The sequence below is a fragment of the Macrococcus epidermidis genome (assembly GCF_024205965.1).
Classification (GTDB): Bacteria; Bacillota; Bacilli; order Staphylococcales; family Staphylococcaceae; genus Macrococcoides; species Macrococcoides epidermidis.
In genome coordinates this window covers 1,620,850-1,634,269 of sequence record NZ_CP073819.1, presented here as the reverse complement: position 1 = coordinate 1,634,269, position 13,420 = coordinate 1,620,850, and the positions used below count along the sequence as shown (strand labels likewise).

The following is a 13,420-nucleotide window of genomic DNA, read 5'->3' as shown; positions in this document are numbered from 1 at the left end:
TTATAAAAAGAGGTGGTGATAGAATGAACAATGAATATCCATATACAAAAGATGATGTTCTTGAGATGACAAAAGCTTACTTATCTGAAGAGGACTATCAATTCGTTGTTAAAAGCTATCAACTTGCCGAAAAAGCTCATACAGGTCAATTTAGAAAAAATGGTTTACCATACATAATGCATCCTATTCAGGTAGCTGGTATATTAGCTGAGATGAAATTAGATGGGCCGACAATTGTTGCTGGATTCTTACACGATGTTGTGGAAGATACACCATATACGTATGAGGATTTAAAGGCAATGTTTAACGAAGAAGTTGCATATATCGTAGATGGCGTTACAAAGCTAGAAAAAGTGAAATATCGTTCAAAAGCAGAACAGCAGGCAGAAAACCATCGTAAATTGTTTATTGCTATCGCAAAAGATGTGCGTGTTATCTTAGTTAAACTCGCTGATAGATTACATAATATGCGTACATTAAAAGCAATGCCTCACGAAAAACAAGTACGCATTGCAAAGGAAACATTAGAAATTTATGCACCACTTGCACATCGTCTTGGGATCAATACGATTAAATGGGAATTAGAAGATATTTCCCTAAGATATATTGACAGTATACAATATTTTAGAATCGTCCATTTAATGAAGAAGAAACGCAGTGAGCGAGAAGCATACATAGAAAATGCCATTGAAAATATTCGCAAAGAGATGGGAATTACGGGCATCCAGGGGGAAATCACTGGCCGTCCTAAACATATTTATAGTATCTATCGTAAGATGGTTAAACAAAAGAAACAATTCGATCAGATTTTTGATTTATTAGCGATTCGTGTATTAGTTGACTCAATTAAAGATTGTTATGCAGTATTAGGATTAGTTCATACATTGTGGAAACCGATGCCGGGAAGATTCAAAGATTATATTGCGATGCCAAAACCAAATATGTATCAATCCCTTCATACTACAGTTGTCGGGCCAAATGGTGATCCATTAGAAATACAGATAAGAACACATGAAATGCATGAAATAGCAGAACATGGGGTAGCTGCACACTGGGCATATAAAGAAGGTAAAACATTAGTTAATCCAGATGAAGCGAAAAATTTAAGCAAGATGAGCTGGATGAAAGAAATTGAAGAAACAGATTCTACATCACCGGATGCTGAAGCATTTATGGAATCACTTAAGTATGATCTACAGTCGGATAAAGTATACGTATTTACGCCGGAAAGTGATGTTGTAGAATTGCCTATTGGCGCTGTTCCGATTGATTTCGCATATGCAGTACATAGTGAAGTCGGAAATAAAATGATCGGTGCGAAAGTAAACGGTAAAATCGTTCCGATTGATTATGAGCTTAAAACGGGTGACATCATTGAGATTAGAACTTCAAAACATTCTTATGGTCCAAGTCGCGACTGGTTGAAAATCTGTAAATCAGCTAGTGCTAAAAGTAAGATAAAAAGTTTCTTTAAGAAACAGGACCGTTCGAGCAATGTAGAAAAAGGAAAGTTCATGATTGAAGCAGAGTTAAAAGAGCAGCGTATCAATATAGATGATGTGATGATTGATGAAAATATAGCTGTAGTGATTGAAAAATACAATTTCACATCAATTGATGATGTATATGCTGCCGTTGGATTTGGTGGATTAACAGCATCAGCAGTAGTTAATAAATTAACTGAAAGACACCGTATCAAAGAAAAGGAACAAAAGTTAAATCAAGTACAGGAAGTTAATAAAACGTTAAATGTTAAACGTGATATTCAGACAGAAACTGGTGTTTATGTTGAAGGCATGGACAATATGCTGATTAAATTATCAAAATGTTGTAACCCTGTACCAGGAGATGACATCGTTGGTTATATTACAAAAGGTCATGGGGTAAAAGTCCATCGCACCGAATGTCCAAATGTCGTAAATGAAACTGAACGTTTGATAGATGTAGAGTGGGTAAAATCTTCAGAGAACAAGACTTATCAAGTAGACTTAGAAATCACAGCATATGATCGACTTGGCTTATTAAATGAAGTATTACAAGCCGTAAATGCAACGAAAACAACTTTAACACAAGTTTCTGGTAAAGCTGATATCGATAAAAATGCTAAGATAAATATAAGTATTATGGTGAAGAATGTCAGTGAACTGATGCGTGTTGTTGAAAAAATTAAGCAGTTGAGTGATATATACACAGTAACTAGGATATTAAATTGAGGTGTCAAACATGCGTGTAGTATTACAAAAAGTAAAACAAGCTTCTGTCACTGCAGGAGATTATTTTCAATCCATTGATCAAGGTTACTGTTTGTTGGTTGGAATAGGACAAAATACGACAGAAAAAGATTTAAATGCTGTTGCAAAGAAAATTGCCAATACCCGTATTTTTGAAGATGAACATGGAAAGATGAATTTATCAATTAACGACGTTGGTGGCAAGATTTTATCGATATCACAATTTACTTTATATGCAAATGTCAAAAAAGGTAATCGCCCAAGTTTTACAGATGCCAAGACGCCTGAAATAGCGAAAGAGATGTATGAAAAATTTAATGAAATATTAAAAGGACATCAACTTGAAGTTTTTCCTGGTGTATTTGGAGAAATGATGGAGATATCTTTAATTAATGATGGTCCTGTAACGATTATTTTTGAGAGCGTTGAGGGGAAGATACAATGAAGAAGATTGATTTAAGACCAATCCAACGTTCAAGAGTTTTAAGACTACTGATTTTAGCTTTTGTCACAATATTATTGATTGTCTTATTATTTTGGTTGTTTACGAAGCAGAATAATAAACCGACAACATTGTCGATGATTGAAGATGGCGCCCTTCGCACTGGACCACAAGCGTTTTATCCTATTATTTTTGATGTTAAAAAGGGTGACCATTTTGACATTATAAAACATACCGGAAAATGGTATTACGTTGAAAATGGGGAGAAAAAGGGATGGATTGCAGGATGGCACACAAATCTTAATATAAAAAAAGATAAGATTGCTGGGACTAATCCATTTAAAGATAAAGTCATCATGATTGATCCTGGTCATGGTGGAAATGATCAAGGTGCTTCAAGTAAAGACGGTACGATAGAGAAAGTGATTACTCTGAAGACAAGTTTAATGCTGAAACAGAAGTTAGAAGAAGAAGGTGCTACTGTTTTGATGACAAGAAACAGTGATGAATATATCAAGCTAAAAAATAGAAAAGGTGCTGCAGATGTATTTATCAGCATTCATGCAGATGCTTTAGAAGCATCTAGTCCACATGGTTTAACCGTATATTATCATCATGATAATCAAAAGGTGCTTGCCGACACATTGCATATGGCGATTAAACAAAAAGCACTGTTATCTGATCGTGGTGTTCGCCAGGAAAACTTTCAGGTGATACGTCAAACGAAGACACCTGCAGTTTTATTAGAACTGGGCTATATCAGTAATCCTACCGATGAAAAATTGATGAATGATAAAGTGTACCGTCAAATTATTACGACAAGTATTGTTGATGGTCTGCGTAATTACTTTTTATATTAACTTGACTTTAGCAGATTAACTTAGTAATATAAACCTATTCAAACTTAACAAATACCGTTTTAGTCTATCATTTATAGGAAATTTATTGAATAGAGACATCTATGCTGCTGAAATTAGATGATAAATTCTTATAAGATGTAACAATAGATGAGGTTGTGATATGAAAGTATCACCGTTTTACATGCGTTAAATGTACTAGAGTGGGTACTTTGTACCAATTAGGGTGGCAACACGGAAAATTTTACGTCCCTTATGCATTATTTATGATGCATAAGGGACTTATTTTTTTAGGAGGAAAATTTATGATTAATATACCAAGAGGAACACAGGATATTTTACCGACAGAAACTCCGAAGTGGCGATATATTGAAGATAGATTACATGCAATTGCTGCATCATTTAATTATAAGGAAATTCGTACACCAATATTTGAATCGACAGATTTATTTGCGAGAGGTGTTGGTGATACAACAGACATCGTACAAAAAGAGATGTATACATTCAAAGATAAAGGTGATAGAAGTATCACACTGCGTCCTGAAGGTACAGCAGCTGTAGTTAGAAGTTATATTGAGAACAAGATGAATGGTGATGCGAATCAACCAATTAAATTATATTATAATGGTCCGATGTTCCGTTATGAACGTAAACAAAAGGGACGTTATCGCCAATTTGTTCAGTTCGGTGTAGAAGCAATAGGAGCAGAAAATCCTGTTTTGGATGCTGAAGTCATCCATATGGTGTATTCGATCTATAAATCATTTGGCTTACAACATATTAAAATTGTATTAAATTCAATTGGTGATCTGGAAAGCCGTAACATCTATAAAGAAGCATTAGTTAAGCATTTTGAACCACATATCGAGCACTTCTGTAATGATTGTAAAAATCGATTACACACAAATCCAATGCGTATTCTTGATTGTAAAGTTGACCGAGATCAACCATCAGTTAAAAATGCACCAAAAATAACGGAATTCTTAAATGATTATTCTTTAAATTACTATAACGAAGTTAAACGTTATTTAGATATTTTAGAAATACCTTATGTAGAGGATGCAAATTTAGTGCGTGGCTTAGACTACTATACCCATACTGCATTTGAAGTAATGAGTGATGCTGAAGGATTTGGTGCAATTACAACATTATGTGGCGGTGGCCGCTATAATGGATTATTAGAAATGCTAGACGGTCCGAAAGAGACGGGTATTGGATTTGCTCTCAGTATTGAACGTCTGTTACTTGCAATCGAAGCAGAAGGTATCGAGCTTGAAATTGAAGAAGCAATCGACTTATATATCGTTACTATGCCTGAAACAGTGGATGCCGGAATTAAGATTTTAGCAGATTTACGTAACAACGGTATTAAAGCTGATATCGACTATTTAAACCGTAAAATGAAAGGACAAATGAAACAAGCAGATCGAATTCATGCCAAAAATACGATTGTGCTTGGTTCTAATGAACTTGAAAGTGGTAAAATAAATGTGAAATCGATGGAAACTGGTGAAAGCACCGAAATTGAGATTGAAAAACTAGCATCATTTATAAAAGGAGAAAAATAACATGGAGAAAAGAACAACATACTGTGGATTAGTTACAGAAGAATATATTGGACAAGAAGTAATATTAAAAGGGTGGGTACAAAAACGACGAGATTTAGGTGGATTAATTTTCATTGATTTACGTGATAGAGAAGGTATCGTGCAAGTTGTATTCAATCCAGATTTCTCTCAAGATGCATTAGCAATAGCAGAAACAATTCGTTCTGAGTACGTTGTTGAAATAAGAGGAAAAGTAACGGAGCGAGATGCAGCAGTTGTAAATCCAAAAATCAAAACTGGAAAAATTGAAGTTCAGGTTGCTGAAGTTAACATTATCAATAAATCTGAGACACCACCATTCCAAATCGAAGCAGAAACTGATATTTCTGAAGATATCCGTTTAAAATATCGTTACTTAGATTTACGTCGTGAACCACTTGCGAATACTTTTAAGATGCGTCATCAAATTACAAGAGCAGTACGTAATTATTTAGATGAGTCAGGATTTTATGAAGTTGAAACGCCAGTACTTACAAAGTCAACACCAGAAGGCGCACGTGACTATCTAGTACCTTCACGTGTGCAGGAAGGTAAATTCTTTGCGTTACCACAATCACCGCAAATCTTTAAACAGTTATTGATGATCGGTGGATTCGATAAATACTATCAAATCGTTAAATGTTTCCGTGATGAAGATTTACGAGCGGACCGTCAACCCGAATTTACTCAAATTGATATCGAGATGAGTTTCGTAGATCAGGAAGATGTGATGGCGATGAACGAAGGTATGCTGGCACGTATTATGAAAGACGTGAAAGGGATTGAAATTACTACACCATTCCCGCGTATGACATATGCTGAAGCAATGCGTGATTACGGTATTGATAAACCTGACACACGTTTCGATATGAAATTAAAAACATTAAATGACTTAGCTTCTAAAATGGACTTTAAAGTATTTAGTGAAGCAGTGAAAAACGGTGGTTCAGTAAAAGCAATCGTCGTAAAAGGCGCTGCTGATAAATATTCAAGAAAAGATATTGATGCATTACAAGAGTTCGCAAAAATTTACGGTGCTAAAGGGCTTGCCTGGGTAAAAGTTGTAGAAGATGGATTAAACGGGCCAATTGCTAAATTCTTTGATGAAGCTAATACAGCAGAATTAATTAAACTTACTGGTGCTGACAATGGAGATTTAGTATTATTTGTCGCTGATAAATCATCGGTAGTAAATGCGAGTCTAGCAAACTTACGTAACAAATTAGGTAAAGATTTAGGATTGATTGATGAGAATAAATTTAATTTCTTATGGGTGACAGATTGGCCACTATTTGAATATGACGAAGCGTTAGATCGTTACTTTGCGGCACACCATCCATTTACTGCTCCAAAACCTGAACATTTAGAATTATTGAAATCGAATCCTGAAGCTGCTGAAGCAAATGCTTATGATGTTGTATTAAATGGTTATGAATTAGGTGGAGGATCTATTCGTATCCACGATCAGGAAGTTCAGGCACAAATGTTTGAAGCACTTGGCTTTACGAAGGAAGAAGCGGAAGAACAATTTGGTTTCTTAATGAATGCATTTAAGTATGGTGCACCACCACATGGCGGTATTGCTCTTGGATTAGACAGAATGGTGATGTTACTTGCAGGACGTTCTAACTTACGTGACGTTATTGCTTTCCCTAAAACAGCATCTGCAACTGATCTTCTTACAGAAGCTCCAAGTGCAGTAGCAACAGCACAGTTAGATGATTTACACATTGCATTAAACATTAAGGAAGCTGCTAACACAGAAGAGGAAAAAGAAGATTCGAAATAGTTGCAAATAAATAAATATGTGATATTATATAGTCATAAGATAGGTGTCTGAAGAGTTCGATGTTTGTTTATTCTATTTTGACCTAACACTTTTTGATCGGGAGTCTAATAGGTTTTCTTTTAGCGCACACGCCTCACATGGAGGACTTGCAAAATTAGAAACGGGACACCCACCTGTTTATAGCAGGCCAAAATGATCAACACTTAAAACAACGGCTCACTTGGATACTATCGTAAGGCGAGAGACTTTTGTCTCTCGTCTTTTTTTGTAATGATTAAAGCTTACTAATATGATAGGATATATTTATTGACAATATGGAATGGAGAAATGAAATGAAACATCAATTTTCAAGAAATGAACTTGCTTATGGTAAAGAAGGTTTAGAAGCACTTAAAAACAAAACAGTTATGATATTAGGAGTAGGTGGAGTTGGATCATTTGCTGCAGAAGCACTTGCAAGAACAAATATCGGACACATTATTCTGATTGATAAAGATGATGTGGACATTACAAATGTTAACCGCCAGATTCACGCATTAACTACGACGGTTGGTCAGTCAAAAGTTACATTAATGGAAGAGCGTATTAAACTCATTAATCCTGAATGCAAAGTTACACCGCTACATATGTTCTATACAGATGAAACATATGAAGAAATATTTAAATATGATATTGACTATGTTGTAGATGCAAGTGACACGATTATGTATAAAATTCATTTAATGAAAGAATGTTTAAAACGTAATATTAAAATGATTTCAAGTATGGGAGCTGCGAATAAAACGGACCCGACACGCTTTAAAATTGTAGATATTTCAAAAACACATACTGATCCAATGGCGAAAGTTATCCGTACAAAATTAAAGAAAGAACGTATTCATAAAGGGGTTCCAGTCGTATTTAGTGATGAAAGTCCAATCGTTATTCGTGAAGATGTAAAAGCTTATGTCGGAAATGCAGATGCCCCTGTAAGAAAAGCGCAGATGCCGCCATCAAGTAATGCTTTCGTACCAAGCGTTGTTGGGCTGATTTGTGCCAGCTGGGTTGTCAATGATATATTAAAAGATTTTCCGGTAACACGTGTAAAAGATAGATGATAGTTTAATAGTTAATCTTAAAAAGCTGAAGTAAAATCAATGATGATTTCACTTCAGCTTTTTGTATGATACAACCTTAAATTTACCTTAAAAGTTGTTGCTAAAAAGTAAATGACTGGATTTATCATGTATGATAAATATAACGGAGGTGTAAAAATGGAAGAAAATCAATTTAGTTTACAGGTTAGCAATTTAAATAAGACGATTAACAAAAGGCACATTATCAAAGATTTAAACTTTGATGTAAAAAAGGGTGAAGTATTTGGCTTTTTAGGTCCGAATGGTGCTGGTAAAACAACTACTATTCGAATGATTGTTGGCCTTACGACACCTACTTCTGGAGATGTTAAAGTTTTAGGACGTTCGGTATTAAAGAATCGTAGTGAAGTCATGAAAGATATCGGTGCAATCGTTGAAAACCCGGAATTTTATCCATTTTTATCAGGTTTAGAAAATTTAAAGCAATTTGCAAGAATGCAGGTTGGAATTTCAGAAGAAGATATTGACCGTGTCGTCAAGTTAGTAGGACTTGAAAATCGGATTAAAGAAAAAGTTGGACGTTATTCATTAGGTATGCGACAACGTCTGGGCCTTGCGCAAGCGTTGCTACATAAGCCAAAAATATTGATTTTGGATGAACCAACCAATGGTTTAGATCCTGCGGGTATACGTGAAATTCGTGATTATATTAAAAAGCTTGCCCGAGAAGAAAATATGTCAGTTATCGTATCAAGTCATTTAATGAGTGAGATGGAACTCATGTGTGATAGATTTGGGATAATTAAGAATGGACAGATGATTCGTATTGAAGATGTTAACACAGTTGTTACTGCGAGTGATATCGTAAAACATGATTTTGATGTCTATCCAATCGATCAGGCAGTTAAGTTCCTAAATGAAAAAGGTGTGCCATTTAAATTGAATAATAACATGCTAGCAATTGACATTGCCTCAAAAGATGTACCGCAACTTGTACGTGATCTTGTAAAAGCTGATGTCGATATTTATGGTGTTAAAAAAGAAAAACTTTCACTTGAAGATCGCTTCATGGCATTAACAAAAGAAGGAGGCGGTAGCATTGTTTAAGTTAGTGATAAATGAATTTAATAAGTATTTTAATCGCCTTGGCACATATATCATGTTAGGAATTATATTAGTCTTTATGTTGATTGGTGTATTTTTGAACATGCAGTTTAGTGGTAAATACGATAATAAAACGTATACAGATAACTGGAAAATGGAAGTTAAACAGGATATCGTAAAGTATGAAAAACGTCTTGCAGAAATTTCGAAAAAAGAAAATGATAAAAAGTCTATGAAAGATATTACTGATGAAATGACACTTGGCGAACGTATGTCGAAATTGCAGTACTATCTAAAAGAAGATGTAAAACCACCAGCTATCAATAATTTTTATCAAAACTTATTAGATACGGGTAGCTTTATATCATTTGTAACAATTATGATTGTTATTATTTGTAGTGGGCTAATGTCACGTGAACACCAGCAAGGAACAATTAAATTATTACTTATTCGACCTGCATCAAGATTAAAAATCTTTTTCTCTAAATATATTTTTGCAATTTTAGCGTCAATTTTATTTTTAGGCTTTACTTATTTAATGTCGGCTATTATCTTTTTCTTTACGACAAAAATGAATCCAACTGCTCAACTTGTGGTTCAAAGTAACAAAGGATTGAAAATGATAAATGTATTTGAAGTACTTGGTCAGCAATTATTTGCAAATTTTATATTTATTATTACGTTTGCGATTTTAGCATATGCGCTATCAGTTATCTTTAAAAATACAGCACTAAGCTTAGGTGTAAGTTTTGCATTCTTATTTTTCGGAGATTTACTCATTTTGTTCTTACAAGGTAAAACGAAGTTATTAGAATATTTCTGGCCGGTCAATTGGAACTTATCACAATATTTACCGACAAATCCTTCGAAACTTGTTGATAAAGATTTATCATTTGGTTTTAGTTTAACGTATGACATTGTAATATTATTGATTATTACAGTAGTCGCAGCATGGATCTTTAATAAAAGAGATGTAGCAAACTAATAAACAAGCATTGAGTGATTTAACTCAATGCTTGTTTTGTTGTTGTTTAATATTATCGTAAATTTGTTTGAATTGTTGTTCTGCTTTACTAGTGCTCTTTGGTACATAGTATTGCTTTTTCTTTAGTGTATCCGGTAAATATTGTTGAGCGATAAACCCTGATGGTACGCTATGAGGATATTGATAGCCCACACCATTCCCTAAATCTTTCGCACCTTGATAGTGTGCATCTTTTAAGTGTTTTGGGATGGCACCAATTTTGCCGCTTCGTACATCAGATAAAGCAGCGTCAATTGCGGAGATGCCAGAGTTTGATTTCGGTGATAAGCAAAGTTCGATGACAGCTTGCGCAAGTGGTATGCGTGCTTCGGGAAATCCAAGTCGTTCAGCAGATTCAATCGCAGCAAGCGTTCTTGAGCCTGCTGAAGGAGATGCGAGTCCGATATCTTCGTAACTGATGACCAGTAAGCGTCTGGCTATTGTCGGTAAATCGCCACCTTCGATGAGGCGCGCAAGATAATGCAGTGCTGCATCTACATCACTACCACGAATAGATTTTTGGAACGCACTCATCAAGTCATAGTGCATATCACCGTCTTTATCGAATTGAAAGCTGGATTTCTGTAAACAATCCTTCGCATCTTTTAATGTGATTTTTATTGGATTTTTAGTTTCAGCTGAAAGGATTGCCAGCTCTAATGCATTTAAGCTCGTTCTAATATCCCCTTGAGCACTTTGCACGAAATGATTGATTGCTGCTTCATCAATTTCGATATCATCATTACCATAACCTTTTTCCTTATCGTTTATCGCACGAAGTAGTGCTGTTTTAATGTCGGCTTCTGTTAAAGGATAAAGCTCAAATATTTGTGTTCTTGATCTGATCGCAGGATTGATTGCATGATATGGATTACTCGTTGTTGCACCGATTAATATAATTTGACCATTTTCAAGATGAGGCAATAGAAAATCCTGTTTCCCTTTATCTAGTCGATGAATTTCATCTAAAAGGAGGATAACTTGTCCACTCATTTTAGCTTCTTCTGCAATCATTTGCATATCTTTTTTTGTATTGGTTACTGCGTTTAATTGTCTGAATTTCACTTCCGTACTGCCTGCAATTGCTTTGGCAATACTTGTTTTACCGACACCAGGAGGTCCGTAAAGAATCATTGAAGAAAGTCTTTTAGCATTGACCATTCTACGAATAATTCCTTGTTCACCAACAAGATGCTGCTGTCCAATGACTTCATCAATAGAAGAAGGACGCATTCTATATGCTAAAGGTTCCAATATATTATTCACTCCTTTAATAAAAGTGTACCTTATTTTAAGTCAAAATGTGATAAAATTGATTTATTGAAAAGGGGCGTAATAATTATGAAGATTTCAACTAAAGGTAGATACGGTTTAACTTTGATGATATCCCTTGCTAAACGATATCAGACGAAACCTGTATCATTAAAAATTATCGCAGAAGAAAATAATCTCAGTGATCTGTATTTAGAACAACTTGTAGGACCGTTAAGAAATGCTGGTCTCATTAAAAGCGTAAGAGGTGCAAAAGGTGGTTACATGTTAATGAAAGCCCCTAAAGAAGTGACAGCAGCAGATATTATCCGATTACTTGAAGGCCCAATTACACCAGTAGAAGGCATTGAAGATGAACCACCAGCTCAAAAGCAATTGTGGATTGATATTCGCGATGCTGTAAAAAAAGTGCTGGATGAAACGACTTTGGAAGATTTAATGAACTATAAAGAAGAGGATATTATCGAAGGTTACATGTTCTACATATAGGGATAATCAAAAAAATAGTTATCGCATCTGCGATAACTATTTTTCTTCTGTAATTTCTTTTAACCATCTGAAACTTTGATGTTGTTTTTCAAGATCATAGATATAACTAACCACAATAAATTCATCGACATTGAATTCATTTTGAAAAGCTTGTAATTTTTGTTTTACAGTTTCTTTAGAACCTACAAAACCAGTTTGAGTACGAGACAATGCCATTTGTTTTTCTTGTGGACTCCAAATCGCATCCATATCTTCTACTGGTGGTTGAAGCGGTTGTCTTGCATTTCGGATTACACTTAAGAAAAATTGATGAGTGGAAGTCGCCAGATAATCAGCTTCTTCATCAGTTTCACCGATAATCACATTCGTACCGACCATAACATAAGGTTTGTCCAGATATTCAGACTTCTGGAAAAGATTGCGATAAATTGCGATCGCTTCTTTCATCTGTTCCGGTGCAAAGTGTCCGGCAAACGCATAAGGTAAACCGAGACGTGCTGCAAGATGTGCTGAATCAGTTGAAGAACCAAGTACAAATATCGGTACATTTGTGTCAGCACCAGGATAAGCTTTTACAAATCCTTGTTTTTCTTCAGGTCCAAAATACTTTAACAATTCCTGAATTTCTTCAGGAAAAGTATACACACTATCATGACGGTCGCGACGTAGAGCACTCGCAGTCATCATATCCGTACCAGGTGCACGACCTAATCCAAGATTCAATCGATCAGGATAAATTGTTGCCATCGTACCAAATTGTTCTGCTACAACGAGTGGTGCATGGTTAGGTAACATGATTCCACCTGAACCAACCTGTATTGATTTTGTATGTTGAAGGACATGATTAATAAGCACTACTGTTGCTGAACTCACAAGGCTCGGTGTATTATGGTGCTCAGCAATCCAGTATCGGTTATAACCTAGTTCTTCAGCCAGTTGAGCCAGTGATACCACCTGATCGATTGCATCCTTGTTCGTATCGCCTTTTCGTACTGGCGCTAAATTCAAAATAGAAATAGGAATATTGAGATTAGACATATAATTAACTCCTTTTAATTTAGTACCGATAGTTTAGCACTTAGGTCGGTAATTATGATAATTATATGCTTGTTGATAGTGGATGAAATTTTAGCGGAATCGTAGTAATGATAGTTCCGATACCGCTAAAGGTAATGAGTAATAGCGGAATCGTAGTACAAAAAGTTCCGATACCGCTAAAGGTAATGAGTAATAGCAGAATCGTAGTAATGATAGTTCCGATACCGCTAAAGATAATGAGTAATAGCGGAATCGTAGCACAAAAAGTTCCGATACCGCTAAAGGTAATGAGTAATAGCGGAATCGTAGTACAAAAAGTTCCGATACCGCTAAAGGTAATGAGTAATAGCAGAATCGTAGTAATGATAGTTCCGATACCGCTAAAGATAATGAGTAATAGCGGAATCGTAGCACAAAAAGTTCCGATACCGCTAAAGGTAATAAGTAATAGTGGAATCGTAGTTATAAAAATTCTGATAGGGCCATAAATAAAAATTTTATCGAAATAAATA

At 35.2% G+C, this 13,420-nt stretch carries 12 protein-coding genes and 1 other RNA gene; 11 read left to right on the top strand and 2 right to left on the bottom strand.

The features are described from left to right. The first annotated feature begins 23 nt into the window (after positions 1 to 23). From KFV12_RS08670 to KFV12_RS08630, 9 genes are all read left to right on the top strand, one after another. Entirely contained in the window at positions 24 to 2,213 is a 2,190-nt protein-coding gene (locus tag KFV12_RS08670; RefSeq protein ID WP_111715286.1) for a RelA/SpoT family protein, read from the top strand. 10 nt (positions 2,214 to 2,223) lie between these two features. After that, positions 2,224 to 2,676: a D-aminoacyl-tRNA deacylase gene (gene dtd / locus KFV12_RS08665; RefSeq protein ID WP_254256576.1), complete on the top strand. Its 453-nt coding sequence runs from the start codon at positions 2,224 to 2,226 to the stop codon at positions 2,674 to 2,676. Then, positions 2,673 to 3,533: an N-acetylmuramoyl-L-alanine amidase gene (locus KFV12_RS08660; RefSeq protein ID WP_254256575.1), complete on the top strand. Its 861-nt coding sequence runs from the start codon at positions 2,673 to 2,675 to the stop codon at positions 3,531 to 3,533. Before dtd ends, KFV12_RS08660 begins: the two co-directional genes overlap by 4 nt. A 302-nt stretch (positions 3,534 to 3,835) precedes the next feature. Further along, the gene (gene hisS, locus KFV12_RS08655) at positions 3,836 to 5,098 is read left to right on the top strand and encodes a histidine--tRNA ligase (RefSeq protein WP_254256574.1); all 1,263 of its coding nucleotides are present in this window, start codon (positions 3,836 to 3,838) and stop codon (positions 5,096 to 5,098) included. A gap of 1 nt (position 5,099) precedes the next feature. Beyond that, positions 5,100 to 6,905 (top strand): aspartate--tRNA ligase, encoded by a 1,806-nt coding sequence (gene aspS / locus KFV12_RS08650; RefSeq protein WP_111715280.1) that lies wholly within the window; start codon positions 5,100 to 5,102, stop codon positions 6,903 to 6,905. Positions 6,906 to 6,946: 41 nt separating this feature from the next. Then, positions 6,947 to 7,136: non-coding RNA, 6S RNA (gene ssrS, locus KFV12_RS08645), on the top strand. Positions 7,137 to 7,237: 101 nt separating this feature from the next. Further along, positions 7,238 to 8,002, top strand: a complete 765-nt coding sequence (locus tag KFV12_RS08640; RefSeq protein WP_111715279.1) for a tRNA threonylcarbamoyladenosine dehydratase — start codon at positions 7,238 to 7,240, stop codon at positions 8,000 to 8,002. A gap of 156 nt (positions 8,003 to 8,158) precedes the next feature. Next, complete coding sequence (locus tag KFV12_RS08635) at positions 8,159 to 9,088, top strand: ABC transporter ATP-binding protein (RefSeq protein ID WP_254256573.1); 930 nt, start codon at positions 8,159 to 8,161, stop codon at positions 9,086 to 9,088. Continuing rightward, on the top strand, positions 9,081 to 10,070 hold the full coding sequence (locus KFV12_RS08630; RefSeq protein ID WP_254256572.1) for a DUF2705 family protein: 990 nt from the start codon (positions 9,081 to 9,083) through the stop codon (positions 10,068 to 10,070). The genes KFV12_RS08635 and KFV12_RS08630 overlap by 8 nt, the downstream gene beginning before the upstream one ends. A gap of 24 nt (positions 10,071 to 10,094) precedes the next feature. Here the strand turns inward: KFV12_RS08630 and KFV12_RS08625 are convergent, their stop codons facing one another. Beyond that, positions 10,095 to 11,342, bottom strand: a complete 1,248-nt coding sequence (locus tag KFV12_RS08625) for a replication-associated recombination protein A (RefSeq protein ID WP_254257649.1) — start codon at positions 11,340 to 11,342, stop codon at positions 10,095 to 10,097. A 108-nt stretch (positions 11,343 to 11,450) separates the two neighbouring features. On the opposite strand from KFV12_RS08625, the gene cymR reads away from it, so the two are divergent. Then, positions 11,451 to 11,870 carry a cysteine metabolism transcriptional regulator CymR gene (gene cymR / locus KFV12_RS08620; RefSeq protein ID WP_099580130.1) on the top strand — a complete coding sequence of 140 codons (420 nt, stop codon included), beginning with the start codon at positions 11,451 to 11,453 and terminating at the stop codon, positions 11,868 to 11,870. 36 nt (positions 11,871 to 11,906) lie between these two features. Here cymR and KFV12_RS08615 read toward each other — a convergent pair whose 3' ends face one another. Next, positions 11,907 to 12,908: an LLM class flavin-dependent oxidoreductase gene (locus KFV12_RS08615; protein ID WP_111715274.1), complete on the bottom strand. Its 1,002-nt coding sequence runs from the start codon at positions 12,906 to 12,908 to the stop codon at positions 11,907 to 11,909. Between the two features lie 107 nt (positions 12,909 to 13,015). Between KFV12_RS08615 and KFV12_RS08610 the strand changes: the two genes are divergently transcribed. Further along, the gene (locus KFV12_RS08610; RefSeq protein ID WP_254256571.1) at positions 13,016 to 13,396 is read left to right on the top strand and encodes a hypothetical protein; all 381 of its coding nucleotides are present in this window, start codon (positions 13,016 to 13,018) and stop codon (positions 13,394 to 13,396) included. The last annotated feature ends 24 nt before the right edge of the window (positions 13,397 to 13,420 follow it).

Excerpts from the sequence above, each read along its gene's own strand:
- KFV12_RS08660 (WP_254256575.1), top strand. The coding sequence starts at position 2,673 with ATGAAGAAGATTGATTTAAGACCAATCCAACGTTCAAGAGTTTTAAGA.
- KFV12_RS08635 (WP_254256573.1), top strand. The coding sequence starts at position 8,159 with ATGGAAGAAAATCAATTTAGTTTACAGGTTAGCAATTTAAATAAGACG.
- KFV12_RS08625 (WP_254257649.1), bottom strand. The coding sequence starts at position 11,342 with ATGCGTCCTTCTTCTATTGATGAAGTCATTGGACAGCAGCATCTTGTT.
- aspS (WP_111715280.1), top strand. The coding sequence starts at position 5,100 with ATGGAGAAAAGAACAACATACTGTGGATTAGTTACAGAAGAATATATT.
- KFV12_RS08640 (WP_111715279.1), top strand. The coding sequence starts at position 7,238 with ATGAAACATCAATTTTCAAGAAATGAACTTGCTTATGGTAAAGAAGGT.
- KFV12_RS08615 (WP_111715274.1), bottom strand. The coding sequence starts at position 12,908 with ATGTCTAATCTCAATATTCCTATTTCTATTTTGAATTTAGCGCCAGTA.
- dtd (WP_254256576.1), top strand. The coding sequence starts at position 2,224 with ATGCGTGTAGTATTACAAAAAGTAAAACAAGCTTCTGTCACTGCAGGA.
- KFV12_RS08610 (WP_254256571.1), top strand. The coding sequence starts at position 13,016 with ATGATAGTTCCGATACCGCTAAAGGTAATGAGTAATAGCGGAATCGTA.
- hisS (WP_254256574.1), top strand. The coding sequence starts at position 3,836 with ATGATTAATATACCAAGAGGAACACAGGATATTTTACCGACAGAAACT.
- cymR (WP_099580130.1), top strand. The coding sequence starts at position 11,451 with ATGAAGATTTCAACTAAAGGTAGATACGGTTTAACTTTGATGATATCC.
- KFV12_RS08670 (WP_111715286.1), top strand. The coding sequence starts at position 24 with ATGAACAATGAATATCCATATACAAAAGATGATGTTCTTGAGATGACA.